Origin of the sequence: Streptomyces caatingaensis (assembly GCF_001187435.1) — a bacterium.
Lineage (GTDB): Bacteria > Actinomycetota > Actinomycetes > Streptomycetales > Streptomycetaceae > Streptomyces > Streptomyces caatingaensis.
The window spans coordinates 881,023-905,607 of sequence record NZ_LFXA01000017.1; the positions used below are offsets into that span (position 1 = coordinate 881,023).

Sequence of the window (24,585 nt, forward strand, 5' to 3'; positions counted from 1 at the left end):
CACCCCCGCCCTCCTGCCTCATCGGTTTCATGTGGCGGGCCACGGGCGGACCACCGTCATGAGCGAGGTCTTATGACCCTGCACACCGAGAAGAGCGTCGCGGCACTCCGTCGGGCCGAGAGAGAGATGAAGGAGAACCACCGGCGGGTCCCCACCGGTGAGTTCTACGAGAACAAGCTCTCGGAAGTCTGGCAGCGCGCCTGTGCGAGTCCCGCCTACAGGGGTATCGGCGCCTTCTCCATGGAACGTTTTCGACGGCTTCCCATAACACCGCGCGAGCATCTCAAGGCGCAGCCGTTGCGATATGCGACGGTGCGACCCGGAGACGCCGCGAAATACTACGAGACCACGGGCACCACTGGTGTGCCGACACCGACTCCACGGCTTGTGGAGGACATTGTCTGGAACACCGTGTCCGTCGCCGAGGCATGGCGTCCGCTGTTCGGTCCGGACGAACGTGTGGCCATCCTGCTCCCGTCGGACATCGTCCCGGTGGCCGACCTGGTCGCGGGCGTCTGCGAATATCTCGGTCTTGCCCATATTCGCGCGTATCCCTTTGCCACCGGTATCTCCGGATGGGACCGCCTGGAGTCGATGTGGAGCACCTTCCGCCCTACAACGGTGTTTCTGGCCCCGGGTGTTGCCCTCCAATTCACCCGGCTCCTCGCACAGCGCGGCAGGCTTGACGACATGCGTGGCTCCGTCGAGCGGCTGATGCTCCTCGGCGAGGTCAATACCGAACCGTTCCGGCGCCGCCTCGGCCAGTGGTGGGAGGCCGTCGCCTACGACGCCAGTTACGGCAGCACCGAGACCGGGACGCTCGCCGCCACCTGCCCCGAGGGTCGCCAGCATCTGCTCCCCGCCGCGACCTATTTCGAACTCGACACCGGCGGCGAGACCGTGACGCTGTGCGAGGCCGAGCGGGGCCGGCTCGTCGTCACCCCCCTCAACGCCCATGCCCGGCCGCTGCTCCGCCTCGACACCGGCGACGAGGTGTCGGTGCGCGAAGGCTGTTCCTGCGGCAGCGCGACACCGGTCGTCACCGTGCACGGCCGCGCCGCCGACGGGCTGAAGGTGCGAGGCGTCTCCCTGTCCGTCCGTGCCGTCGAAGAAGTCGTCTACGGCTCGACAGAGGCCACCGGCTACCTCATGGAGATGGACAAGTCCGGCAGTTACGCACGGCTCCTGCTGGAACGCGGCGTCGGCTGGAGCCGCGGCAGCGAGGACGAGGTCGGTCTGCGGGTGCAGCAGACGTCCCGCGACCTGCTCGGCCTGGAGTGGGACAAGGTCCTCTTCGTCAACACCCTCCCCGCCAACACCAAGAGTGGTGCTTCGCAGAAGAGCTGGAAGCGTTCCAACGTCCGTCTGGTGGAGGTCTCCTGATGACCGCAGTGACCACAGCCCCCAGGTCCCCCGAGGGCCTCGGCGCGGTCACCGGCGAGCCCGACCTGTGGTGCACCTACGCGGCCGTACGCACCCTGGCCTGGCTCGACCGCACCGACGACCTGGCGGAGCCCGACCTCACCGCGGCCTACCTGGCAGGACGCCGGAACGCCGACGGCGGGTACGCGTGGAGCCGGGGCATGCTCTCCGACGCCTGGGCTACCTTCTACTGCACCCAGGCTCTGCGGGACATGGGCCGGCCCGTGACCGGCCTCGAGGCCACCGCCGGGTGGCTGCGGCGCACCTGGTCCGGTGACGCCTACGCCATGCTCCCGGGCCAGGGGCCCGATGTGTGGGCCACCCACTTCTCCGTCCGCACCGCCGTCGAACTGTGCGGCACGCCGTTGCACGACGGCGGGCGACTGGTGCGCTGGCTGGCCGCGCTGCAGGGTCCCGACGGCGGTCTCGGCTGGACGCCCGAGGACGCCCGGCGCGGCAACGCCGATGTCCGGGCCTGCTATTACGGTGTGATGGCCTGGCGTGCCGCGGTCAGGGCCGGCGCAGCCGCGACCCCGCCCTGGAACGTCCCGGCGCTCGTCGCCTGGCTGCGTGACCGCCAGGGCGCCGAGGGCGGCTTCCGTTTCTCGCCCGCCGCCGAGGTCCCCTGTATGTGGGCGACGTACCGCGCGGTGGGCGCGCTCGAGGCGCTCGGCCATGCCCCGCGCGACGCCGAGGCCTGCCGGGCATGGACGATGCGGTTGCGCGGCCCATCGGGGGCGTTCGTCCGCTGGGAGGGGTACGACGTCGAGGACGTCTGGGCCTCCTTCTGCGCGGTCGGCACCCTTCGCGCGCTGGGTGCCCCCCTGGCGCCCGTCGCCGACGCGGTCGCGGCACGCATCGCCGCGTTCGGCTGCCCGCAGGGCGGGTTCACCTATCGCGAACCGCGGGCGGCCGCCGACGCGTTGAGCACCTCCGCCGCCGTACTGAAGGCCGTGCCCGGACAGGCCGATCCAGGCCTGGTCCGCTGGCTGGAAGGCTGCCAACTGCCCAACGAGGGCGGGGTGATGTACATGCCCGGGCGGGGCAGCGAGGTCCGCTGCACCCTGTGGGCCCTGGCGGCGGGTGCTTTCACCGGCGACGCGTCCGCCCGCGCCCGGATCGTCCGCTGGCTGGCCTCGCTCCAGAACCCCGACGGCGGCTTCGGGTACTGGGAGGGCCGGGGATCCGACATGGTCTCCACGGCGGCGGCCCTGGAGATCGTCACGCTCCTCGGGGCCACGGTCGGCGAGGTGGTCGACGCCGGGGCCGCGACGGCGTTCCTCGATTCCTGCCGGCGGCCGGACGAGAACGGGCTCGCCCACGGCAACGTGCCCGGCGCGACCGCGACCCTCCGCGCGGGTCTCCAGGCCCACCGGGCGCTGCGCCTGCTCGGCCGCGACACCTCCGGGGCGACCGCTTCGCTGCTGGCCCGGCACCGCGTGCGCGGCGGCGGCTTCGCCAACGAGGGCAACCGCGTCCCCGACCTGCTGTCGTCCTACGAAGCGGTCCTGGCCGCCGACAGGGCGGGACTACCGGTCGACACCGGGCACACGGCGGCCTTCCTCGCCCGAGTGGGGACTCCGGAGGGCGGGACCGCCTGGTCGCCGCTCGCGCCCGGCAGTGGAGGCCCGCTCGCTGACTGCCTCGGCACCCTGCTCGCCCGTCGGCTGGACGAACCGAAGGCCGCCCTTCCCGCCCTGGCCCTTTCCTGAAGCCCGCCCTGGCCCTTCCAAGGCTCTTCCTCGAATTCTCGGAGCTCGAAGCCTCACCATGCCCACTATCACCATCAGCAGCCCCCCGCTGCCCATTCCCCGCCGTCGTGCGGTGGCCCTGCGCCTCACCCGCTGGCTCAGCGACAGCGGTGTCGAGCCCGGCCATGTGGTCGTCCGCTTCGAGACCCCCGAGGAGGCGACCGTCTTCTCCGGCGGCCTGCCCCTGGAAGCGCTGCCGCACGACGGCACGGGCATCCACCACGCCTCGGTCACCTGCTGCGTCGGACCCAACCGCGACGAGGAGTTCCGCGCGGGCCTCGCCCGGTGCATCGCCGAGGCGCTGGGCGCCGGGGACGGAACTCCCTTCTTCTACCTGGAGTTCCGGCCGACCTCCCCGGCCGATGTCCACCTCGGCGGCGGGCGGCGCCTCCATCGCGCCGACCGCCCTCCCCGTCCCGAGCCGGCCCCGTGAGCCCCGAGCCGACCCCGTGAGAAAGGCATCCCTCATGAGCACCACCCCCGTACCGGCCATCGACGACCTGCGCACCCGGGTGCGCGCCGTTCTCGCAGCCCGGCTCGGCGACGCCTTCGAGGCCGTGCCCTCCGACGCCGATCTTCAGCAGGCCCTCGGCGAGCGCTACGACAGCCTGACGGCCATGGAGTGCATCTCCGCCGTGGAGGAGGAGTTCGGCATCGAGGTGGACTTCGTCGCCGACGACGTCCGTCACTGGTTCTCCACCGTCGACCTGATGGCGAGCTTCACCCATGACCGGCTGGAGGACTCGGCGGCCCTCATGGAGGGGCGTTGAGCGAGACCGTCTTCGCCACCTCCGGAACCACGGGGCCGGCGGTCGAATGGCTCCGCACCGAGGAACAACTGCGGGACGAGGTGCGACTGGTGGGCGAAACCCTCCTCGGCCGTGTAGACCACGTGGTGTCGTACGCCCCCACCGAGCACCTCTACGGACGGCTGTACGCCGAGGTGCTGCCGCGCCTGGCGGCCATTCCGGTCGAGCACCGGTGGCGGGATCCCTACGCCCCGCTCCGGCTGCCCACGGGGGCGCGCACCCTCATCGTCTGTCTGCCGTCGACCTGGCAGCTGCTCGCCCGCTCCACCGCCGAACTCGCGCGCCACGGCCAGGTGATCGCCCTGCACTCCACCGGCCCGGCCACCCCGGCCGCCCGCCGTGTCGTCGCGCGCCTCCGGGACACGGCCTGCACGGCCGTAGAACTGCTGGGGTCGACGGAGACCGGGGCGGTCGCCCACCGCCGGATCGCCGCCGACCACGAACACCCCCTGCCGTGGCGCCTGTTGCGGGATGTGCGGTGGCCGGACGCGCCGGTGGGCACGGAGCACCGGCTGCGGGTGAGCAGCCCCCGGCTGGCCCGTCGCCGGGACATGACCGCGTCACCGGACGCCTGGGAGCTGTCCGACCTCGTCGTCCGGACGGGGGAGCGGTCCTTCGAGCACGTGGGCCGGGCATCGCGGCTGATCAAGGTGAATGGCCGCCGGTGCGACCTGGCCGACGTCGAGGAGCTCGTCCGCGGCCGCGCCCCCGGGCTCGACGTGGCCTGCGTGGCCGTGGCCGACCCCTTCCGCGGGGAGCACTACGAGCTCTATTACGCGAGTACCGGCGCTGGCCCGGCCCCGGCGGACCTGCGCACCCGGCTCGCCGGGCTCCCCCGGGGGCTGCCCGCGCCCAGGGCGGTGCACCGGGTACGGGCGATCCCCAGGAGCGCCACAGGAAAAGTCCGGCTCGGGGACGTCGCGGGCGCCCGCTCCGCCGTACGGAGCGGATGCGCGCGGCCGGACCACGACCCCAACTGCCCCTGAGGAGAGTGCATATGTCTACCATCCCCGATGCGTCGGCCGTTCCCGCCCCGGCCGATGCCCTCGCGGCCTATGCCGCACAGGCGGCCTGGCCTTCGGCGAGCGCCGCCCGCGAACTGCCCGAACTCCTCCGGATCCCCCTCCCCGAGCGCGTCGCTCTGCGGCGGTCTGGTGACCTGGAGGCGGACACCTGGCGGACGGAGGAGCAGGAGTGGAGCGACCACGCCGACGCGCGATACCGGGCGACCGTCCAGCGCCGCCCCCTCGGGGACGCGGCGGCACCCGTCCGTGTCGGCGTCAAGGACACCGTCGACGTCGCCGGCTTCGCCACCCGCCTCGGGCTGCGCCACCACCGCCACCACCCCCGCGCCTCGGCCCCGGTCGTCGCCGGCTTGCCGGGCGAACTCGCCGAGACCACCGCCAAGGTGGTGTCCACCGAGCTCAACCTCGGCGTCGGCTCCGGCTGCGTCAACCCCTACGCTCCGCACATCGACCCGGGGGGCTCCAGCACCGGGGCCGCCGTGGCGGTGGCCGCCAACATCTGCGACATCGCACTGGGCACGGACGTCCTCGGCTCCGTCCGCTGGCCGGCCGGGCAGTGCGGCACCGTGGGTCTGCGCATGACGCACGACTCCGCGCTCCTGGATGGGGTGTTCCCCCTGTCACCCCCCATGGACGCGCTCGGCTGGGTGACCCGCACGGTCGCGGACCTCGCCTATCTGTGGCCGCGCCTCGGACTCGACCGTCTCGGCACCCAGCACGCGCCCGTTCCCGGCACCCGCAGGATCGGGGTGGTGACCGACGCCTTCGGCCCGTACGGCACCGCCGGTGCCGAGATGCGCGGCGCGGTGGAGATCGCCCGCGCCCATTTCGAGGCGGCCGGGCACGGTGCGACGGACGTACGCATCGACGCCCTCTGGGCGCTGCGCGGACCCGCGTGGGAGCTGTGCGCGCGCCAGGCGTGGGACGCCTACCGGCTGTGGCAGCAGTGGACGGCACCCCGGCTCGACGACACCACCCTCGCCTCCCTGGAAGTCGGCGCCAGGGTCGGTGACGACCGCTACGCGTGGATCCTCTCGGAGCTCGAAGGCTGCCGCCGCACGGTGGGGAGCGCCTTCGACGCGGCCGGCGTCGATGCCTGGCTGTTGCCGCTGGACCCCTGCCCGCCGCCGGACGTCGCCACCGTCATCGCCCGCGGGTCGACCATCCCCACGCCTGAGGACGACGACTATGAACAGCGCGTCGCCTACACGCCGATCGCCAGCGTCGCCGGGCTTCCCGCCCTCACCCTGCCCGTCGCCCGCGACGGACGCGGCGCTCCGCTGAGCGTCCAGCTCGTCGGTCGGCCCGGCACCGAGGCGACGCTGGTCGAGCTCGCGGGAGATCTCGCCGACCAGGTCGGCGACCTGGGCTTCCTCCCCAGCTGAACCCCTGCCGAAGCGCTTACCGAAAGGCCTCTCATGCCCGCCCACGGTCAGCAGTCCCACGACCGCATCCGCGCCCTGCTCCGCCGCAGCGACCGCGACGCACGGCTGGAGCCGACCGGCCCCGAGCGCCGTCGCATGGCCGCGGCCCGCCGGTCGCTGGCCGCCCTGGAGACCGGACGGCCGGTATACGGGGTCACCCATGGCTTCGGCCCCCTGGTTGGCCACCGCGCCGACGCCGACCCGGAAGCGCAGGGGCTCGGGCTCGTCCGTCATCTGGCAGTGGGGCAGGGCGAGCCCCTCCCGCCGGACGTCAGCCGGACCGCGGTGTGGCTCAGGCTGCGTGGCATGACCCTGGGCCACTCGGCCGTGGACCCGGCGGTGTGGCGGTCCCTCGCCGACCAGTGGAACGCGGGCTTCACTCCCGTGGTCCCGCAGGAGGGCAGCCTCAGCGCGAGCGGCGACCTCGTCCCCCTCGCGCACGCCGCGCTCGCGGCCGCCGGCGACGGCCAGGAGGCGTGGTGGCACGAGGCCGGTGCCTGGACCCGCAGGCCCGCCCGGGACGTCCTGCGTGACCTCGGCCGGGCCCCCGTACGGTGGGAGGCCCGCTCCGCGCTGGCGTTCGTCAACGGGAGCAGCGCCTGTCTCGCCCGCGCCCTCCACACCCACCGCGAGGCGCTGGCGCTCACCCGCGCCGCCGCCGCGGTCACCGGCCGGACCGTGGCGCTGCTCGGCTGCTCCGGCGAACCGTACGAGGACGCGCTCAGTCGCGTCCGCAACCAGCCGGGCCAGCGGACGGTCGCCGCCTGGATCCGGGAGGAGACGTCCGGGCGCCTGGAACCGGGCCCGGACCGGACGTTGCAGGAGCGGTACTCCCTGCGCTGCGCGCCTCAGGTGCTGGGTGCCGTGCTCGACCAGCTGGACCACCAGGGCCACGTCCTCCTCAACGAGGCCGAAGGGTGCACGGACAACCCAGTGTTCGTCGACGACCGGTTGCTGCACGGCGGCAACTTCCACGCGGCGCCCGTCGCCCTCGCCTCCGAGTCGCACGCCTCCTGCCTCCAGCAGGTCGCCTATCTGCTCGAACGGCAGCTCGCTCTCGTTCTGGACCCCGCAGCCAACGGCGGCCTGCCTCCCCTGCTCACGCCCCGGCCCGGAGCTGGCAGCGGTTTCGCCGGGGTCCAGATCGCCGCGACGTCCCACCTCGCCCGTCTCCGCCAGCTCGGCCACCCGGCGTCCTTCACGGCCGTCCCGACCAACCTCCATAACCAGGACCACGTCCCGATGGCGCTGAACAACGCCAACGCCGTCGCCGGCATGACGGACCGGGCCTGGTGGATCCTCGGGTCGCTGCTCCTGGCCGTCAACCAGCTGACCCGTCTGACCCGGGGCCCGGCCGGCACGGGGCTCTGGCCGCGCCTGCTCCACCGGTTCCCGCCCCTGGACCGGGACCGGCCGCTCGCCGACGAGGTGGCCGCCGCCGCGGAGGCGGCGCGCTCGTACTTCCTGGAGCCGGAGCCGGGCGCCCCTCTCCGGTCCGCGCCGCACGGCACGCCCGTACCGGCCACGACATGACCCATGTCTCTTCCCCGACCCGGACTTCCGGCCCATGGAGGAACCATGCTCCCCACGCGCCTGCTCATGGTGGCCCGCGCCCAGCAGCAACCCGAGTGGTCCTCGCTCGACGAACTCAAGCGCGTCCTGCACGTGCTGGCTACCAGCCCGCAACTGGTGGACGCTTCCGTCTGTGCCGACCTCACCGGCGAGCTGGCCCGTGCCGCGCAGGGTGAGGCGTTCGTCCTGCAGCTCGGCGAATGTGCGGAACGCTTCCACGACGCCACTCCCGTCGAAGTCCTCGCCAAGGCCGGACAACTGCACGCCCTGGCCGACGATTTCGCCGGGATCAGCGGGCTCCCCGTGGTCAGGATGGGCCGCATCGCCGGCCAGTATGCCAAACCCCGCTCCAGCGCCATGGAGACCCTGGACGACGGCACGGTCCTGCCCGTCTACCGCGGGGACGCCGTCAACGCACCCGATCCGACCCCCGAGGCGCGCCGTGCGGATCCCAGCAGGCTCCTGCGCGCCTACCACCATGCCCAGACCACGCTGAGCACGCTGTTCGAACGCGATCTGGGGCTGCTCGGCCACGCGGACCCCCGGCGTACATATGTCGGCCACGAGGCGCTGCTGCTGGAGTTCGAGGACGCCCTCGTGCGGCCGCTGCCCGACGGCCCGGGGGTGTACGGGTCGTCCGGCCACTTTCTGTGGATCGGCGAACGCACGCGGCAACCCGACCACCAGCACGTGCAGTTCGCGTCCGGCATCGACAATCCGGTGGGTGTGAAGGTCGGCCCAGGGGCGACCGCCGACGAGCTGACGGCCCTCGTTCGTCTGCTCAACCCCCGCCGCAGGCCGGGACGGCTGTCGTTCATCGTGCGCATGGGCGCCGCGCAGGCCGGTCGGAAGCTTCCCGCGCTCCTCGGTGCCCTGGGGGACGCGGCCGCCGACGCCGTCTGGATCTGCGATCCCATGCACGGCAACACCAAGGCCAACGGCGCTGGACAGAAGAGCCGGGCGGTGGCCGACATCCTGGCCGAGATCGAGGCGTTCGTCGCGGCACTGCGCGGCCACGGGCTGCCCCCGGCCGGGCTGATGCTGGAGACCGCCCACCGGCCCGTGACCGAGTGCGTCGCCACCCCCGGCGACCTGGCCCTGTCCGTTCCGCTCCCCTGCTACGAGTCGGCCGTCGACCCCCGGCTGAACCCGGAACAGGCCCAGGAGGTCGTCGAGTTCACGGCCGGCCTGCTGTGAGTGGGGCCGCTGTGAGCCGGTCTGCTGTGAGCGGGGCGGGCCCCCCGGCCCGTGGACCGCCGCCGGCCCGCACCCCCGGCACCTCCAACGACTCACCAGAAAGCGACGGACATTCATGGAATTCCGCACACTCGGCGGCAGCGGTCTGGTCCTCAGCGAGATCTCCTACGGCAACTGGATCACCCATGGCGCCCAGGTCGACGAGGACACCGCCCACGCGTGCGTCCGGGCGGCGCTCGACGCGGGCATCACCTCATTCGACACGGCCGACGTCTACTCCGAGACCCGGGCCGAGAGCGTGCTCGGCAAGGCGCTCGCCGGTGAACGCCGTGAGGGGCTCGTCCTGGCCACCAAGGTGTGTCACCCCGTGGGCCCCGGACCCAACGACCGGGGTCTCTCCCGCAAGCACATCATCGAGGGCTGCGAGGCGTCGCTGCGCCGCCTGAACACCGGCTACGTCGACCTCTACTACGCCCACCGCCACGACCCCGCCGTCTCCCTCGAGGAGACCATGCTCGCGTTCGCGGATCTGGTCCGGGCCGGAAAGGCCCTGTACATCGGCGTCAGCGAGTGGACCGCCGACCAGATCACGCAGGCCGCCGGGCTGGCCCGGGAGCTGCGGGTCCCCCTGGTGGCGAGCCAGCCGCAGTACTCGATGCTGTGGCGGGTCGTCGAGTCCGAGGTGGTGCCCGCGTGCGACCGCGAGGGCCTGGGGCAGGTCGTCTGGTCCCCGCTCGCCCAGGGCATCCTCACCGGCAAATACCTGCCGGGCACGCGGCCGCCAGCCGGTTCGCGTGCCACCGACCCCACAGGGAAGGGCTTCGTGGACGCGCTGGTCGGCCACTGGCTGCGTGACGACAGGGTTCTGCGGGCCGTACAGGAGCTGAAGCCGGTCGCCGCGGACGCGGGGCTGACGCTCAGCCAGCTGTCCATCGCCTGGGTGCTGCAGAACCCGTCGGTGACGTCCGCCATCATCGGCGCCAGCCGTCCCGAGCAGGTCAAGGAGAACGCCGCGGCGGCAGGTGTCCGGCTGGACGAGGGCATCCTGGCCCGGATCGACGCGGTTCTCGCCGATCACATCGAGCGGGACCCGGCGCGCACGGGCTGAACCGAGCACGTTCCGTCGGCTCGCCCCCCCTGTCGGTGTGCGAGCCGATTCCCGTACCGCCCCTCCCCGGGACCGGGAGCCGTGCCCCGGCGCGCTGCCCGTGACCGGCCACGGGAAGGGGCGGGGAAGAACCGCCGGGACACGCCTCCGGGCCGTCCCGGCCACGAGCCGATACCGAGGAGGCCGTCACGGTGGCGGACAAGACCGGATCCTGCCTGGCCCTGGCTGGACGCAAGGTGCTGGTGACCGGCGGCACCCGGGGGCTGGGGTACGCGACCGCGCGCCGCCTGGCGCAGGAGGGCTGCGACCTGGCCCTGTGCGCCCGCGATCCCGCGTCTGTGAACAAGGCGGCCGACGAGCTGCGCACCTGCTACGGAGCGACCGTGCACGCCGCGTCCCTGGACGTCCGGGACGAGACGGCACTGAACGCCTTCGTCCAGCGCTCGGTCGAGGTGCTGGGGAGGGCTGACGCCCTGGTCGCCTGCGCGGGGGGAGCCGTCGGCGGCGGCTTCTTCGACGCCACCGCCCGCGACTGGGAGGAGACCTACCGGCTGAACGTGGGCCACTCCGCACAGGCGTTGCGCTCCGCGGCCCCTCACCTCGCCCGGACGCGTGGCAGCGCGGTCCTGGTCGCGTCCGTCTCCGGCTGGAAGCCCGCCCCGCCCGCGCAGTACGCAGCCGCCAAGGCCGCCCAGATCCACCTGGCCGCCTCGCTGGCCCGTGAACTCGGGCCGCACGGCATCAGGGTCAACGCGGTGTCGCCCGGTTCGACGCTGGTCCCCGGCAAGGGCTGGGACCGCCTCCGCCGGGAGGAGCCGGAGGCGTACCAGGCGTTCCAGCGGGAGTTCCCCATGGGCGAGTTGATGGCCCCGGAGGACGTCGCCGCGGTGATCGCCTTTCTCCTCTCCGACCAGGCACGCGCGGTCAACGGCGCGAACATCCCGGTGGACGGGGGGCAGAACGCGCCGAGCGCGTACGGGTATTGAGGGTGGCCGTGGCCCGCGACGGTCAGTCGTGGCCCACGTGGGAGATCCCGCGCCCACCCAGCCGTCGCTGCACGTCGTGGAGGAGCTCGCGCAGCATGTCCGTGAGGGCTTCCTGCTGCCCGGCATCCAGCGAGGACAGCAGCTCGGTCTCGCGGGCGAGCACCTGATCGACGGTCCGCTCGACGAGCTCGTGGCCGGCGCCCGTGAGCTCCACCAGGACCGTCCGTCTCCGCCCCGGGGCGGGCCGCCGGGTAACCAGGTTCTCGCGCTCGGCGCGCGCGACGCGCTGGGAGATCGCCCCGGCCGTGACCAGCGACCGCTCGGCCAGTTCCCGTGTGCTCAGGGTGTACGGGGGGCCGCTGCGCCGGAGCGCGCTGAGCAGATCGAGGGTGGCGGAGTCGACACCGGCCTCGGCGAGGAGGTGACGGCGGTCGTCGCCGAAGAGTTTGGCGAGTTGCCAGAGGCGGGTGACGATGCCGATCGAGGACACCGGTGTCGGCGGCCGCTCCCGGTGCCAGGCGTCGGCGATGGCGTCGACCGGGTCCTGTGCGGGCTTCATGGACTCCCTCGCGAGTGCTACATTTAGATCTAAATTTAGGGCTAAATGGAAGTAGGGAACCTCAGTATGACATGGGGGCAGCGATGGATGCCTTAGCGAAGCAGGGAAGTGCGGAAGGGGCCGTCGGCGCGGCCGCGGCTCATGATGCGACGCCCCCCACCGCACGCGACTGGGCGGGACTCGTGGTGGTCCTGCTGGCGATGTTCATGAGTCAGATCGACATGTTCATCGTGAATGTCGCGGCCCCGGTCATCCAGGATGATCTGCACGCGGGGTTCGGCCAGTCACAGTTCGTGATCGACGGCTATGTCATCGCCTATGCGGCGGGCATGGTCGCCGGAGGCCGGCTGGGCGACCGCCACGGCCGCAAGAAGATGTTCCAGTACGGCGTCGCCGCGTTCACCGCCACCTCGCTCCTGTGCGCGCTGGCGTCCTCGGCGAACCTGCTGATCGCGGCACGTGTCCTCCAGGGGCTCTCGGCCGCGCTGATGACGCCTCAGGTGCTGTCCCTGATCCGTTCCCAGTTCGTGCGCGACCACGACAGGGCCCGGGCGGTCAGCGCCTACGGCGCGGCGATCGGCCTCGGCGTCATCGCGGGGCTGGTCGGAGGAGGGCTCCTGCTCGATCTGGACGTGGCGGGGCTGGGCTGGCGCATGATCTTCCTGATCAATGTGCCGATCGGCATCGTCATTCTCGCGGCAGCGGTCCGTACGGTGGGCGAGAGCCGCAGCGCCGACTCGCCGCGCATGGACTTCGCGGGAGTGGTCTTCACCGGGCTGGTGCTGCCGGCGGCGCTGATCCCGTTGACCGTCGGCCCCGAGAAGGGCTGGCCCTGGTGGACCTGGCTGTGTCTCGCCCTGAGCGTCGCGCTGATCCTGGTCTTCCTCCGCTGGGAGCGGCGCCTGGAATCCCGGGGCGGCGACCCGCTGCTGCGGGCCCGCCTCCTGAAGGCCAAGGGCTTCGGGCTCAGCATGGCCGCGGTGCTGATGTTCTTCGCCGGCAACGCGGGGCTGTTCCTGGTGCTCACGTACCACTTGCAGTCCGGCATCAGCCTCTCGCCGATGAAGGCGAGCCTGGTCTTCGTCCCCTTGGGCGTCGGCTTCATCATCGGGTCCGCCGCCTGCCGGAGGTTGGCCGCCCGCTTCGGCATCCGGGTGTCGGTGGCGGGGGGCGTCATCATGACCGTCAGCCTCTGCGCGGTCCCGGCCGTCACGGGCATGGCCTCCGGGAGGCAGAGCGTGCTCCTCGCGGCCGTCATGGGGGTGTCCGGGCTGGGGCAGGGCCTGGTAGTGACGCCGCTGGTCGACACGGTGCTGTCGCGGGTCCACCAGGACGACGCGGGCGCGGGCTCCGGAGTGCTGAACACGGTCACCCAAGCGGGCATGGCCTTGGGGGTCGCCGCGATCGGCGCCCTCTACACCGCGGTCCTGGGCTCCAATCCGCAGGACCCGGCCCCGGGCGTCTCGGTGGCGGACTTCGCGCACTCCTTCGACGTGACCAGCTTCGTGCTGGCGGGACTGGCGCTGGCGGCAGCGGCGCTGTGTGCTCTGCTGGGAGCGCGGCCCAGAACCTGTTGATCCGCGCACCTCGGTGCGAACTCCCCCGGGCCGCAGGACGTTGCCCGCCGCACCGGGTGGCCTGGCGTCAACTGCGTTGACCCAGAAGGAATCCCGCCGATAGCGTGGGCGCCCGGTCGCGTCGGGGAGGGACTGTGGATATCGGGGTGATCGGCGGGGAGGCCGTGCTCACGGCTGTGGAGACGGCCGTGTCGGCCGCGTTGAGCGGGGCCGCCGGGGAGGTGGGCGAGGAGCCGTCGAGGGGCTGCTGGGGCTGCTACCGCTACCGGAAACTGCGGATCAACGGCAGGCTCCCTGGGCGCCTCCTGCCGCGCATCTTCGTCCCGGGGTCGTCCGAGGCGAGTCGGAGCCTCGTCGATCGAATCGGCCACGTCACGCTCACCCACCCTGAGCCCGTCGACCGGTTCGCCGAGAACTTCGCGGCCGCTCGCAAGGCCTCCGGTCTGGAGATGGGCATACGCGTCGGACTGATCGCACGACGCACGGCCGAGGAAGCCTGGGCCGCTGCCCTGGAGAACCACCGGGTGGACCGGGCGGCCCGGCTGAGAACGCTCCTCAAACGGGAATCCGAGTCCGACTGGAATCGGCGGCTGGCCCGGCTGGCATCCGAAGCCGACGTCCACGACGGCGTCTACTGGACCGGTCTCTACAGCGCCGGACGGACAGGCGCGCCCCTGCTGGTCGGCAGCTACGACCAGGTGACGGAATACCTTGAGCGGTACATCTCCCTCGGTGTCACGAAGCTGTTGCTGACCAAGGTTGATACGGAGGAAGAGTTTCGCCACGCCCGCACCGTCCTGACCCGGCTCGACAAGTAGGGCACCGGGCGAGGTAAATCAATGGCGCCGCCTTCACACAAAAGCCGCGTGTCAACGGCCAACTCATTCTGGTTCTGGCAATCTGACGGATGCTGAGGAACGCAGCTACGCCCGTCGGCACACCGAAAAGGGCACCGTTGGCCCGTCAACGGAGCGGTCTTCGCAACGCCGTCGAACTGCGGTGACTGTGACGGCATTCAGCGGCTCCACGGTGACGGCTTCCCGTGGTCCCACTTCGTGAAGATCGATAACGGCTTGGGCTGGCCCCACCCAGGAGTTGCTCCAGCTCGGGGCACTGACGGCGTGGGCCCACGGCAGGCCGTCCCTTCACAAGTCGGGGCCAGTGGAAGCCGTCACCGTGGAGCCGCTGAACGCCGTCGCAGCCAACTGCGGGGTCATTCCGCGCCCACGGCTGAAGCCGCATGGGTCGAGTGGCTGTTCGCCCCGTCCTCGCATCGGCAACCCGGTCCAAATACCGGCGTGGGGGCTGCCGAGAGCTAGGGGTTCGGTTCATACTTGCACCAAAGCCTGATGAGCGGTGAGAGGGCCTCGCGGAGGCGGAGGGATGGACCCATGGGTGCGTGGGATGATCTCGGCATGCCCAGGAGCAGTAACGACAAGGTGCCGGCCGAATATGTGGTGGATGGCACCTGGCCGCATGCCGTCCTTGCAGACGACGCTCCTGTCGGTGCGCACTATGGGCAGGCGTTTGCGCGCAACCTGGAGCTGGCGTTGGCTCGGACAAACCAAAGCCTTCGCACGTTGGCGGAAGTGACTGGGTTGAATCATTCGACCATCAGTCGTGTGGTGAACGGGAAGGTCATGCCGGATCTCGGGACACTGGCGCGTTTGGAGGTGGCTCTCGGGTTTCAGCTGTGGCCCGGACTTGCGGCGCTGCCTCCAGGTCGTCCGCCCTCCTGAAGTGCCCAGTTGAGGGGCAGGTTCGAGGCGTCCCTCGCCCTGACGCCCCCTTGCTACTGGCTGGCGGAGGTTTTTCTGTGTGCATGTATGCACCGCGCCTGCGTCGTGAAGCGTTCCTCGTCTGTTTTGGGCACCGACATATGGTCGCCTTGGTGCCTGCAGCTCCACCCTCGGTTCCCGGCGTTCTCACACTGCCGGGGTCCGGGCTGCGGGAGGGCGAGACATACGAGGAAGCGATGCGGCGGATCACGGTTGGCGCCATCCCTGCGACTGCACTGCACCTGGGTGACCTCGTCGGGCGCGTGGAAGCGACGTTGCCGGATGGCGGGGCGGAGCCCCGCAGGGAGGCTCGCCTCTTCCTGGCGCACCTGGGAAGCCCGCGCCCCTGTCCCGCTCGGTCGAGATGCAGCGAGCCCATCGAGTGGGTTCCTCACACGGAAGTGGCCCAGGTCATTGCTTCGCTCGGTATCCCGGAGCTGGGTGCCTTCATCGAGGGGTACGTCGACGGCTGGATCCCGCCAGGCTGGATCACTCTCGGTCCGTAGCTCTTGACCTGGGGTGATATCGGCGGCGTTCCCGAAAATGAGGCCAAGCGTTCCGAAGGTTCTCTGGTGAACCACTACTGACCTGCGGTTTCGAGGTTTTCATCAAGCCCCACGGAGGCGAGGACCCGGTCCGGGGACGGGGTCCGGGGTCAGCCTACCGGGTTCCGGGGGGTCGGGGGAGATCGGGTCGGTCGCGGGGGCGGGTGATGAGCCAGGTGCCGCCGACGACGAGGAGGGCGAAGAGGGCGAGGCCGGCGCAGAGCTCGGCGATGAGCCAGAGGCGGTCGTGGAGGGAGAGGGCGCCGTTGAGGGTGATCTGGAGGGAGCCGACGGCGAAGGCGATGGCGGCGGTGAAGACGGCGACGAGTTCGACGGCGCGGACGGCGTTGGCGCGGGCGGTTTCCTGGAGGGCGCGGTGGGCCTGGGACTGGCGTTCCTCGCGGGCGCGGAGGTCGGCCTCCAGGAGGTCCCAGCGGCGCTGGTGCTCGGCCTCGCGTTCGGCGAGGCGGCGGGTGTGTTCGGCGTCGAGCCGGGCGCGGGCCCGGGCGGCCAGGATGTCGTCGCGTCTGCGCAGGTACTGGCCCTGGAGGAGTTCGTGGCTGCCGCGGCTGCCGATGGCGGGGAGGAGGCGGAGGGCCCGGTCGACGGTGGACAGGGCGGCGTCGTGGTCGCCCGTCTCGTGCTGGCCGCAGGCCAGGCGGAAGCGGAACATGTGGTCGTGCGGGTGGGCGCGGACGGCTTCCGCCGCGCGGTCGCGGAGGAGGGCGCCCTGGCCGTCGAAGGGGGCGGCCATCTGGATGCCGTTGAGGCAGATGTCGATCACATGACGGGTGCGGCGCGGGGAGTTCCACGCCTCGTCCAGCAGCGCGGTGGCGTGTTCGGTGGTGAAGGCGCCGTGGGCGAAGGCCGCGAAGGAGCGCAGGGCGGTGAAGAGGGGGTCGCGCCGGTGCGGCCCGGCGGCGAGGGCGAGGAGGGAGGAGTCGAGGAACTGGTGGAGCTCCTCGGCCGCGAAGTTCGAGCGGAGCTTGCCCGCGTGGTAGAGCGTGGCGAAGTACGCGATGTCGCCGGCGGGCGCGTCGCGGCCGACGACGCCTTCGGCCGCCTCGGCGAGTTCGCGCGGTGACTCGACGGTGTCCTTGGTGATGAAGGCGTAGCCCAGGCTCCACTTCTCGCGCACCTCGGTGCGGTGCGCGGCCGCGACGTGCGCGCCGAGCCAGGCGGCGCAGTCGGCGGCGGTGCGGATGCTCGGCAGGGCCAGGAAGCGCAGCCGCCAGTAGCGGTCGGCGCAGATCAGATACGGGTCGGCGGCGAAGTCGGCGGAGCGGACGTCGAAGGGCGGCTCGACGCCGTCCCGCAGGAGCGCTGCGGCGGCCTCCTCGCAGACCCGGTCCAGTTCGCGCGAGTCGGACGCCGGGACCGCGCCCAGCCGCGCCGTGACCGATGCGGAATCCATGGTTCCCCCCAGGTTGCCGAATCGGCTCCTCCCTATCATGTTCACGTCGATCTCGGGGTCATATCATGCGGATCATGCTGGTGAACGTGGTGACGGCCGTCCACGCGCCGCACGCCGCGTTCCTCCCCGCCGCCTGGGAGTCGCTGCGGCGGCAGAGCCATCGGGACTGGGTCTGGCTCGTCCAGATCGACGGTCCGCAGGACGCGGTGCTGCGGGCGCTCGCGGAGTGCGGTGCGGCCCGGGACGGCCGGGTGGACGTCGCGGCCAACGGCACCGGCGAGGGACCGGCCGTCACGCGCAACGTGGCCCTCGGCCGCGCGGAGGCCGAGTTGGTGCAGAACGCCGACGCGGACGACGAGTTGGAGCCCGACGCCCTCGCCCTCCTGGCCGGCGCCCTCGCCGCGCACCCCCGCGCCGGATTCGCCGTCGGGCACGCCCGTGACCTCCTGCCGGGCGGCGCCCTGCGACCGCACCAACTTCCGATAAGCGACGGGACGTTGCCGCGCGGTGTCCTGCTCGACGCCTGGTCCACGGTCGGCGAGGGCGGCTACCGGCTGCCGGTGCACCCGGCGGGGGCCATGTGGCGCCGTGAACTGCTGCTCGCGCTCGGCGGGTGGTCCGCGCTGCACGGCATGGAGGACACCGGGCTGTTGATGGCGGCCTCGGCGGTGGCCGAGGGGGTGCTCGTGGACGCGCCCACGCTGCGCTACCGCAAGCACACCGGGCAACTCTCCGCGCGGCGCGACGATTTCGTCGGGGGGGGGCCGCAGATAGAGATGGTGCGGCGGCGCGCCGCCGTCCTGCGCGCCCTCCCCGGCTGGTGCGCGCCGGACGCCGTCGCCCGGCCCGCCTGCTGACGGGCGGTCGGCCGCCCCGCTAGCGTGGGCGCCCGGTCGAGTCGGGGAGGGGCTGTGGATCTCGGGATGATCGGTGGGGACGCGGTGCGGGCCGCGGTGGAGGCGGCCGTGTCCGCCGCGTTGAGCGGGGCGTGCGGGGGAAGCGGGGCGCAGGGTCGTCGAGGGGCTGGTGGGGCTGCTGCGGCGTGGCGGGACGGGCGAGAGCGGGACGGGCGAGAGCGGGACGGGGGAGGCGGACAGGCTGCCGGTCACCGCCGACGAGCGGGCGCGCGTCGCCGAGGAGCTGCGGGCCCGGGCCCTGGCCGCTCCCGAGTACGCGGAGGCGCTGCTGCGGTGGGTGCGGGAGGCGGAGCTGCTGGGGGCGGGGACGGGCGTCCGGCCCGTACCGCGGATGCTCCCGGCGGAGAGCGGGGTGTTCACCGACCGGGGCGATGTCCTGGCCGGGCTGGAGGAGCTGCTGGCGGCGCCGCGGACGGGCGGGGCGGCCGTCGCGGTGATCAGCGGACCGGGCGGGATCGGCAAGTCCGCCACCGCCGTGCACTGCGGGCACCGGCTCGCGGAGCGCTTCCCGGACGGGCAGCTGTACGTGTCGCTCGGCGGCGGGACGACGCCGTCCGACGTGCTGGCCGAGCTGCTGGCCCAGCTCGGGGAGCCCGCCGCGACGGCCCCCGCCGACCTGGCGCGGCAGGGCAGCCGCTACCGCGAACTGACCGCCGGGCGGCGGCTGCTCGTCCTGCTCGACGACGCGCGGTCGGAGGCGCAGGTCAGACCGCTGGTCCCGGCCGCCGCCGGATCCCTGGTCCTGGTGACCGGCAGGCATCGGCTCGGCGGGCTGGCCGGCGACCCGGGGGCGCGGTTCTTCGCGCTGGACCCGCTGCGGGAGGACGACGCCGTCCTGCTCCTCGAACGGGTCGTGACGGCGGCCGGCCGGCGGCCCGCCGCTCGGGACGCGGCGGGTGCGGCGGGCGCGGCGGCCGTGGCGCGGGGGTGCGGCGGCGTGCCGCTGGCGCTCTGCGAGGCCGGTTCGGTGCTCGCCGTGCGCACCCACCTCAGCTGGGAGACGGTCGGCGCCAGGCTCTCCGGGCACGAGGGGAGCGAGGGGAGCGAGGGGCGTGAGGGGAGCGAGGGGCGTGAGGGGAGCGAGGGGCGTGAGGGCAGCATGGACGGCCGGGGTGGGCACGACGGGCAGGAGCTCGGGACCGGCGCCGTCCGGCGCGGGCACGACCTCTCGTACCGCGAGCTGAGTCCCGAAGCCGCGCGCCTCTACCGGCTGTTGGCCGGCTGGCCCTGGCCCGGCATCGGGCCCGGCGCGGCGGCGAAGGCGGCCCAGACCACCGAGGGCGCGGCCCGGGTGCTGCTGGAGGAGCTCGCCGGCGTGCACCTGCTGGAGGAGGTGGGGGAGGAGCGCTACCGCTTCCACGACCTCGTCCGCGAGCACGCCGAGCGGCGGGCGCGGGCGGACGAGCGCCCGGCGGACCGCGCCGCCGCCGTGCGCCGCGTGGCCGGCTGGTACCTGTCGTTCGCCGCGGCCGCCGACTTCCGTGTGATGCCGGGGCGTTGGCGGCTCGGACGCGCGTACGCGGGGCTCGCGCTGCCCGCGTCGCGCCCCCCTTCCGACGCGCGCGACGCGCTCTCCGCCCTGCGGCGCGAGCGGGAGGGCGTCGCGGCGGCGATCCGCGCCGCCGACGCCCATGGGGCGGACGAGCTGGTCTGCGGGCTGTGCGAGGCGAGTTGGGCGCTGCACCTGCGGCTGGGCTTCCACGACCAGTGGCTGGACGGCCACCGGCTCGGTATCGAGGCGGCCCGCCGCCTCGTGGAGGAGGGGACGGGCGACCCTCGCTTCCTGGGCCGGATGCTCGTCCAGTCGGCCTTCGGCCACATGGGCCGCAGCGCGTGGGCCCGGGCCGAGGCCGCCCTGGACGAGGCGGTGGCGGCGGAGGAGGCGGCCGGGCACCTGCGTGGCCTGGCCACCGCCGCCGAGGCGCGCGGGCTGCTGCGGCTGCGGCAGTGGCGGTGGGCGGCGGCCGGAGAGTGCTTCGTCGCGGCCCAGGGGTTCTGGCGGCGGATCCGGCCCGGCGGGGACGGCGAGGAGGACGTGCCGCGCGGGCTGGCGCTGCTGGAGGACCACATCGGCCGCGCCCTGCGCGGCGCGGGCCGCCACGGCGAGGCCGTCGCCCGGCTGAACACGGCCCTGGCCATGTTCCGCGCCCTCCCCGTACGGGACGTGTACAACGAGGGCCGCGTCTACATGAGCCTCGGCGAGACCCACCTCGACGCGGGCGATCCGGCGGCGGCCCGGGTCTGCCTCGACGACGCCCTCGCCGTGATGGACCGCGAGGGCGCGGAGCTCCAGCACGCCGACGCGGCCGAGCTGCGCGCGTCCTGCGCGACGGGTCCGCAGGAGCGGACGTCCTTCCTGCGGAGGGCGGAGGAGCTGTACGCGAAGGGCGGGGACGCGGCGGGCGCGGCCAGGGTGCGGGCCCGGCTGGAGGGGTAGGCGGGCCCGGCCCGTCCGGCGGGCTACCGCGCCCCCGCGTCCGCACCCGCCGCGAGCCGCTCCACCCCCACCCGGTGCCGGGCGCGGCCCGTCACCACCACCAGCTCCGTGTCGCCGGGGCCGAGCGCCTTCCCGCCGCCGCCCGTCCAGGCGTACACCGCCGACGCGTACGCCGCCGGGTCGCAGAGGCCGGGGCGGCCGTCCGGGCCGGGTGCGGCGGTCAGGCGCAGGAGGTCGCCGGCGCGGGTGCGGAGGGTGCAGCGGCCGGGGGCGGTGAGGTAGGCGGCGACGCCGCAGTGGGGGTGGCGGGTGAGCACCTCGGCGGTCCAGGCGGCGGGCGGGCCCAGCCGGGGGTCGTCCTCGGGGGCGGTGCGGACGATCACGTCGGCGAGGGTGAGGAGCCCGGCGTCGCGGGTGTCCTCGGCCACGGCCGTGTGCGCCTCCTCGGCCCAGGGGTCCTCGGGTTCGTACGGGGCGTCGGCGTAGCGGGCGAGGGTGACCTCGGGCGGGGCGGAGGGGCGGAGGCGGGTCAGGACCCGTACGGGCGCGGTCCGTTCGGCCGGCTCGTGGGCCGGCAGGGGGAGCGGTTCCAGCAGGGCGGGGACGCCGGCGGGCTCGGGCAGGTCCATGATCCGGTAGAAGGTGCGGCGCAGGAGTTCCGCCGAGCGGCCCGGCGCGGACGTCGTCCGCTCGGCCAACGCGGCGTAGCGCAGGGGGTCGTGGGTCTCGACGGCCCGGTCGATCTGGGCGCGCAGATCGTCCTCGGGGCGCAACCTCGGTGCCGTGCGCCCGAGTTCGGCCACGGGCGAGTGCGGGTCGAGGTCGCCGGCGGGGAACGCGCCGAGGAGGACGGGCCTGCCGATCGCCGCCGCGTAGTACGTCACGCTGCCGTGGTCGCCCAGGACGCAGTCCGCCGCGACGAGGGCCTGCCGCCAGCCGCCGAGCGGATCGACGAGGGTGAGCCCGGCCCGGCGGGCGCGGTCCAGCCAGGCGCGGAGCTGCCCGGGGCCGTGCCCGTACCAGATGTTGGGGTGCAGGACGGCGGCGACGCGGTATTCGTCGGCGGGCAGTTCGGCCGTCAGCCGGGGGAGGAGACGGGGCAGGACGTCGTCGTCGCCGAAGAGCGAGCGGGGCGCCCAGGTCGAGTTGAGCAGGACGAGCCGCTGTCCGGGGCCGACGCCGAGCGCGCGGCGGAAGCGGTCGCGGTGCGGGAGCGCGTCGAGGACGCGGTCGTAGCAGGGGTCGCCCGCGAGGACGGCGGTCGGGGCGGCCTCGGGGCAGCCCGCGCGGAGCCGTTCGAGCTGCTCGGGGTGGGAGAGGACGGTCGCGGTGGCGAGGGGCCGGCCGTCGTGGAGGAGCCACTCGGGAGACATCCCGAAGACGGGCGCGGGGGCGGGCGCGGAGCCGGACGTCCGGTGTCCGGTGTCCGGTGTCCGGTGTCCGGTGTCGCGAGTCTCTTATTGTAGCCAATGCCGTGCGAGAGGACGGCCAACTTCCCGGCGAAGGACTCCAGTTCACCGCCGTAGCTGGCGGACACCGCCAGGTCGACCGGCAGCCGCCGCGCCTGCTCCCACGGCACCACCGGCAGCCCGGCGTCCGCCAGCAGCTCGGGCACGCCCGCGAGGAACGGCGACGACCCGGTGCAGGTCGCGAGCGACTGGACGCGCAGGTCCTCGGCGATCAGCGGCAGGACGTCCAGCAGGCGCGTGGCCGAGGTGACGTTGTGCACGACGAACAGCGCGTGCCGGCGCACCCGTCGCGTCACCCACCGCCCGGCGTCCGCACCGACCGGAACGCGAAGCTCCGCCCGTACCCCGTCCCGTATGCCGCCCGTCACGTCCGTACCTCCCCGCCCTCGCCCCGAACGTTACTGGCCGGGACGGGGCGGGGGGACGGGTGGTCAGTGGGTGCGGCGGCCCCGCGTCACCCTGACCCGCCAGTCCCCCCGCGCGTCCCGGCCGAGGACGTCCACCGTGACGCCCTCGACGGTGGCGCGGCGGCCGACGGTGAACGGGGCGTCGCTCAGGCTCGCCGTCACATTGGGGTCGGAGGTGTAACAGCCGCGGCCGCGCGGGGTGGAGTCGACGGCGCGGATCGGGCCGGAGCCGGACGGGCGGTCGGTGGCGACCGTGGTCACCAGGACGCCGGACCGGCAGACGGCGTGGTCGAGGGGGCCGGGCGTGCGGACCTCCAGCGTGACGGCGCGGTGGCGGGAGACCGGGACGACGGCCAGCTTGGTGCCGCCGCGCACCGAGGTGGGGCTGAGGGTGAGGGTGCGGCTGCCCGCGACGCTGACGCACTGCACCTGCCGCGGCGCCAGCCAGCCGAGCTTCCACTTGTGCCAGGCGAGGAAGTCGTTGGAGGGGCCCCAGTCCTCGTCCATGGGATCCCAGTGGCCGACGGGGGAGGAGGTGCGGTCGCCGCGGCCGGTGGCGTAGAGGTCGGGGAGGCCGAAGCTGTGGGCGTTCTCGTGGACGAGGACGCGGTAGGGGCTGTCGCCGGTCTGCCGGCTCCAGATGAAGGAGACGTTCTTCAGGGCGGCGCCGTGCCGGGTCCGCAGGCCCGTGGGCGCGCCCGCGAAGGTCACCGAGCGGACGTCCTCGGTGGCCGGCGGCCCGGCCTCCGGGCTCGCCAGGACGTTGACCAGGTCGTAGCGGCGCAGGTCCACCGAACCGTCGACGGCGGCCAGGATCTCCCGGGCGAGCGCGTGGTAACCGGTGTCGCTGCGCGTGTCGAAGGGCGTGCCGCGCCGGATGCCGTACTCGGCGTACGGGCGGGACATGCGGATCCAGCGCAGCACCGGCGTGGAGCGGTAGTCGAGCCGTCCGTAGGAGCTGGTCCGGTAGAAGTCCGCGACGGCCGGGAAGAACTCGGCGTACCGCTTCCGCGGGTGGTCCCGGGCGGGGGCGTCGGGGAAGTCGATGAAGAGGGTCACGGCGCGGACCGTCCCGCTGGAGCGGGCGTAGCCGCCCGGGGTGCGGGCGCTCTCCGAGACGGTCCGGCCGGCGGTGCGCAGGGCGCAGGCTCCGGTGGGACGCCGGCCGGTGGGGTCGGGGAGGGCCGGGAGCGCCACCGGTTCGTGGGCGCCCGCCGGGCCGACGGCCGGTGCGGTGAGGGCGAACAGGGCGATCGCCACCACGGGGACGGCCAGGATTCTCATGCCGGTCACCTCCTGCTGGCTGACTCTCACCCTGGGTCGTCGCACGCCCGTACGCCTTCGGGGGTACGGCGTTCGGGTGACGCACGCCACAGGGCGGCCCGGAAATATCCGGGGACCTTCTCCCCGTTTGACCTCACGTCCTCGCACAACCGGGGAGTCGTTCCCCGCTTACGGAGCCTCGGCTCCGAGGCCCTCACGAAGGAGCACGTCCGTGTCAGCCAGCCAGCCGCGCCTGCGGGCGGACGCCCGGCGCAACCGGGAGCGGATCATCGCGGCGGCCCGCGAGGTGCTCGTCGAGGACGGGGGCGACTTCTCCTTCGACAAAATCGCTCGACGTGTCGGCGTCGGCAATGCCACCCTGTACCGGCACTTCGCGGACCGCCGCGAGCTGATCCACCATGTCACCCTCTCGGTCATGGCCCGCATCGCGGAGCAGGCCGAGGCGGCACGAGTCGAGGAGACCGATGCTTTCCGCGCGCTGAGGCGGTTCGTCCACGCGGCCGCCGCCGAACGGGTGGGCGCGCTGTGCCCGTTGCTGGAGGGCTACGTCGACCATGACCATCCGGACCTCGTGGCCGCGCGCGAGCGGCTGGAGTCGCGGGTGCAGTCGCTGATGGACGCGGCCCACGCGTCCGGGCGGCTGCGCGCCGACATCGCCCTGGGGGATCTGATGGTGGCGATCACCCAGCTGACCAGACCGCTGCCCGGCAAGGGCTGTCCGGAGTTCGACCGGTTCGTCCAGCGGCACCTGCAGCTCTTCCTGGACGGACTGATGAACCCGCCCCGCTCGGAACTCCCCGGCCACGCCGTGACCTTCGACGAGCTGCGCCGCAACGGGGGCCGGGCCGGGGCCGGTTGTCAGACCCCCCTGCCATAGTTCGTCGACGTACCGAACGCCGTACTC

Annotated in this window: 20 protein-coding genes; 16 read left to right on the forward strand and 4 right to left on the reverse strand. The window is 73.3% G+C overall.

Annotation, left to right across the window (positions count from 1 at the left end; translation table 11 throughout):
• Window positions 1-72 precede the first annotated feature (72 nt).
• From AC230_RS26435 to AC230_RS26480, 10 genes are all read left to right on the forward strand, one after another.
• Window positions 73-1,383, forward strand: a complete 1,311-nt coding sequence (locus tag AC230_RS26435) for a phenylacetate--CoA ligase family protein (protein WP_049718784.1) — start codon at window positions 73-75, stop codon at window positions 1,381-1,383.
• Window positions 1,383-3,134 carry a prenyltransferase/squalene oxidase repeat-containing protein gene (locus tag AC230_RS26440; protein WP_049718785.1) on the forward strand — a complete coding sequence of 584 codons (1,752 nt, stop codon included), beginning with the start codon at window positions 1,383-1,385 and terminating at the stop codon, window positions 3,132-3,134. Before AC230_RS26435 ends, AC230_RS26440 begins: the two co-directional genes overlap by 1 nt.
• Window positions 3,135-3,192: 58 nt before the next feature.
• A complete protein-coding gene (locus AC230_RS26445; protein WP_049718786.1) occupies window positions 3,193-3,606 on the forward strand; it encodes a hypothetical protein in 414 nt (137 codons plus the stop codon).
• 34 nt (window positions 3,607-3,640) lie between these two features.
• Window positions 3,641-3,943, forward strand: a complete 303-nt coding sequence (locus AC230_RS26450; protein WP_049718787.1) for an acyl carrier protein — start codon at window positions 3,641-3,643, stop codon at window positions 3,941-3,943.
• Window positions 3,940-4,968 (forward strand): class I adenylate-forming enzyme family protein, encoded by a 1,029-nt coding sequence (locus AC230_RS26455; protein WP_049718788.1) that lies wholly within the window; start codon window positions 3,940-3,942, stop codon window positions 4,966-4,968. Before AC230_RS26450 ends, AC230_RS26455 begins: the two co-directional genes overlap by 4 nt.
• 11 nt (window positions 4,969-4,979) lie before the next feature.
• Window positions 4,980-6,392, forward strand: a complete 1,413-nt coding sequence (locus AC230_RS26460) for an amidase family protein (protein WP_049718789.1) — start codon at window positions 4,980-4,982, stop codon at window positions 6,390-6,392.
• A 33-nt stretch (window positions 6,393-6,425) separates the two neighbouring features.
• Window positions 6,426-7,964 (forward strand): aromatic amino acid ammonia-lyase, encoded by a 1,539-nt coding sequence (locus tag AC230_RS26465; protein ID WP_078871572.1) that lies wholly within the window; start codon window positions 6,426-6,428, stop codon window positions 7,962-7,964.
• Between the two features lie 45 nt (window positions 7,965-8,009).
• Window positions 8,010-9,200: a 3-deoxy-7-phosphoheptulonate synthase gene (locus AC230_RS26470; RefSeq protein WP_049718790.1), complete on the forward strand. Its 1,191-nt coding sequence runs from the start codon at window positions 8,010-8,012 to the stop codon at window positions 9,198-9,200.
• 115 nt (window positions 9,201-9,315) lie between these two features.
• Entirely contained in the window at window positions 9,316-10,308 is a 993-nt protein-coding gene (locus AC230_RS26475) for an aldo/keto reductase family protein (protein ID WP_049718791.1), read from the forward strand.
• A 191-nt stretch (window positions 10,309-10,499) separates the two neighbouring features.
• Window positions 10,500-11,294, forward strand: a complete 795-nt coding sequence (locus AC230_RS26480; protein ID WP_049718792.1) for an SDR family NAD(P)-dependent oxidoreductase — start codon at window positions 10,500-10,502, stop codon at window positions 11,292-11,294.
• Window positions 11,295-11,316: 22 nt separating this feature from the next.
• Here the strand turns inward: AC230_RS26480 and AC230_RS26485 are convergent, their stop codons facing one another.
• A complete protein-coding gene (locus AC230_RS26485; protein WP_049718793.1) occupies window positions 11,317-11,853 on the reverse strand; it encodes a MarR family winged helix-turn-helix transcriptional regulator in 537 nt (178 codons plus the stop codon).
• An 83-nt stretch (window positions 11,854-11,936) separates the two neighbouring features.
• On the opposite strand from AC230_RS26485, the gene AC230_RS26490 reads away from it, so the two are divergent.
• From AC230_RS26490 to AC230_RS31555, 3 genes are all read left to right on the forward strand, one after another.
• A complete protein-coding gene (locus AC230_RS26490) occupies window positions 11,937-13,430 on the forward strand; it encodes an MFS transporter (RefSeq protein WP_422125637.1) in 1,494 nt (497 codons plus the stop codon).
• A 134-nt stretch (window positions 13,431-13,564) separates the two neighbouring features.
• Window positions 13,565-14,248 (forward strand): LLM class flavin-dependent oxidoreductase, encoded by a 684-nt coding sequence (locus AC230_RS26495; RefSeq protein WP_049718795.1) that lies wholly within the window; start codon window positions 13,565-13,567, stop codon window positions 14,246-14,248.
• Between the two features lie 573 nt (window positions 14,249-14,821).
• Entirely contained in the window at window positions 14,822-15,169 is a 348-nt protein-coding gene (locus AC230_RS31555; RefSeq protein ID WP_157868667.1) for a helix-turn-helix domain-containing protein, read from the forward strand.
• A 699-nt stretch (window positions 15,170-15,868) separates the two neighbouring features.
• On the opposite strand, the gene AC230_RS26505 is transcribed toward AC230_RS31555, so the two are convergent.
• On the reverse strand, window positions 15,869-17,167 hold the full coding sequence (locus AC230_RS26505; RefSeq protein WP_049718797.1) for a hypothetical protein: 1,299 nt from the start codon (window positions 17,165-17,167) through the stop codon (window positions 15,869-15,871).
• Between the two features lie 74 nt (window positions 17,168-17,241).
• On the opposite strand from AC230_RS26505, the gene AC230_RS26510 reads away from it, so the two are divergent.
• Complete coding sequence (locus tag AC230_RS26510; protein ID WP_049718933.1) at window positions 17,242-18,024, forward strand: glycosyltransferase; 783 nt, start codon at window positions 17,242-17,244, stop codon at window positions 18,022-18,024.
• 169 nt (window positions 18,025-18,193) lie between these two features.
• Entirely contained in the window at window positions 18,194-20,521 is a 2,328-nt protein-coding gene (locus AC230_RS26515) for a tetratricopeptide repeat protein (protein WP_107082237.1), read from the forward strand.
• Window positions 20,522-20,544: 23 nt separating this feature from the next.
• Here the strand turns inward: AC230_RS26515 and AC230_RS26520 are convergent, their stop codons facing one another.
• Entirely contained in the window at window positions 20,545-21,894 is a 1,350-nt protein-coding gene (locus AC230_RS26520; RefSeq protein WP_049718798.1) for a UDP-N-acetyl glucosamine 2-epimerase, read from the reverse strand.
• Between the two features lie 527 nt (window positions 21,895-22,421).
• Entirely contained in the window at window positions 22,422-23,681 is a 1,260-nt protein-coding gene (locus AC230_RS26525; RefSeq protein WP_049718799.1) for a M6 family metalloprotease domain-containing protein, read from the reverse strand.
• A gap of 211 nt (window positions 23,682-23,892) precedes the next feature.
• On the opposite strand from AC230_RS26525, the gene AC230_RS26530 reads away from it, so the two are divergent.
• A complete protein-coding gene (locus AC230_RS26530; protein ID WP_049718800.1) occupies window positions 23,893-24,558 on the forward strand; it encodes a TetR/AcrR family transcriptional regulator in 666 nt (221 codons plus the stop codon).
• Window positions 24,559-24,585 lie beyond the last annotated feature (27 nt).

Excerpts from the sequence above, each read along its gene's own strand:
- AC230_RS26460 (WP_049718789.1), top strand. The coding sequence starts at position 4,980 with ATGTCTACCATCCCCGATGCGTCGGCCGTTCCCGCCCCGGCCGATGCC.
- AC230_RS26450 (WP_049718787.1), top strand. The coding sequence starts at position 3,641 with ATGAGCACCACCCCCGTACCGGCCATCGACGACCTGCGCACCCGGGTG.
- AC230_RS26485 (WP_049718793.1), bottom strand. The coding sequence starts at position 11,853 with ATGAAGCCCGCACAGGACCCGGTCGACGCCATCGCCGACGCCTGGCAC.
- AC230_RS26490 (WP_422125637.1), top strand. The coding sequence starts at position 11,937 with ATGGATGCCTTAGCGAAGCAGGGAAGTGCGGAAGGGGCCGTCGGCGCG.
- AC230_RS26520 (WP_049718798.1), bottom strand. The coding sequence starts at position 21,894 with ATGTCTCCCGAGTGGCTCCTCCACGACGGCCGGCCCCTCGCCACCGCG.
- AC230_RS26435 (WP_049718784.1), top strand. The coding sequence starts at position 73 with ATGACCCTGCACACCGAGAAGAGCGTCGCGGCACTCCGTCGGGCCGAG.
- AC230_RS26465 (WP_078871572.1), top strand. The coding sequence starts at position 6,426 with ATGCCCGCCCACGGTCAGCAGTCCCACGACCGCATCCGCGCCCTGCTC.
- AC230_RS26475 (WP_049718791.1), top strand. The coding sequence starts at position 9,316 with ATGGAATTCCGCACACTCGGCGGCAGCGGTCTGGTCCTCAGCGAGATC.
- AC230_RS26440 (WP_049718785.1), top strand. The coding sequence starts at position 1,383 with ATGACCGCAGTGACCACAGCCCCCAGGTCCCCCGAGGGCCTCGGCGCG.
- AC230_RS26510 (WP_049718933.1), top strand. The coding sequence starts at position 17,242 with ATGCTGGTGAACGTGGTGACGGCCGTCCACGCGCCGCACGCCGCGTTC.
- AC230_RS26505 (WP_049718797.1), bottom strand. The coding sequence starts at position 17,167 with ATGGATTCCGCATCGGTCACGGCGCGGCTGGGCGCGGTCCCGGCGTCC.
- AC230_RS26470 (WP_049718790.1), top strand. The coding sequence starts at position 8,010 with ATGCTCCCCACGCGCCTGCTCATGGTGGCCCGCGCCCAGCAGCAACCC.
- AC230_RS26525 (WP_049718799.1), bottom strand. The coding sequence starts at position 23,681 with ATGAGAATCCTGGCCGTCCCCGTGGTGGCGATCGCCCTGTTCGCCCTC.
- AC230_RS26445 (WP_049718786.1), top strand. The coding sequence starts at position 3,193 with ATGCCCACTATCACCATCAGCAGCCCCCCGCTGCCCATTCCCCGCCGT.
- AC230_RS31555 (WP_157868667.1), top strand. The coding sequence starts at position 14,822 with ATGGGTGCGTGGGATGATCTCGGCATGCCCAGGAGCAGTAACGACAAG.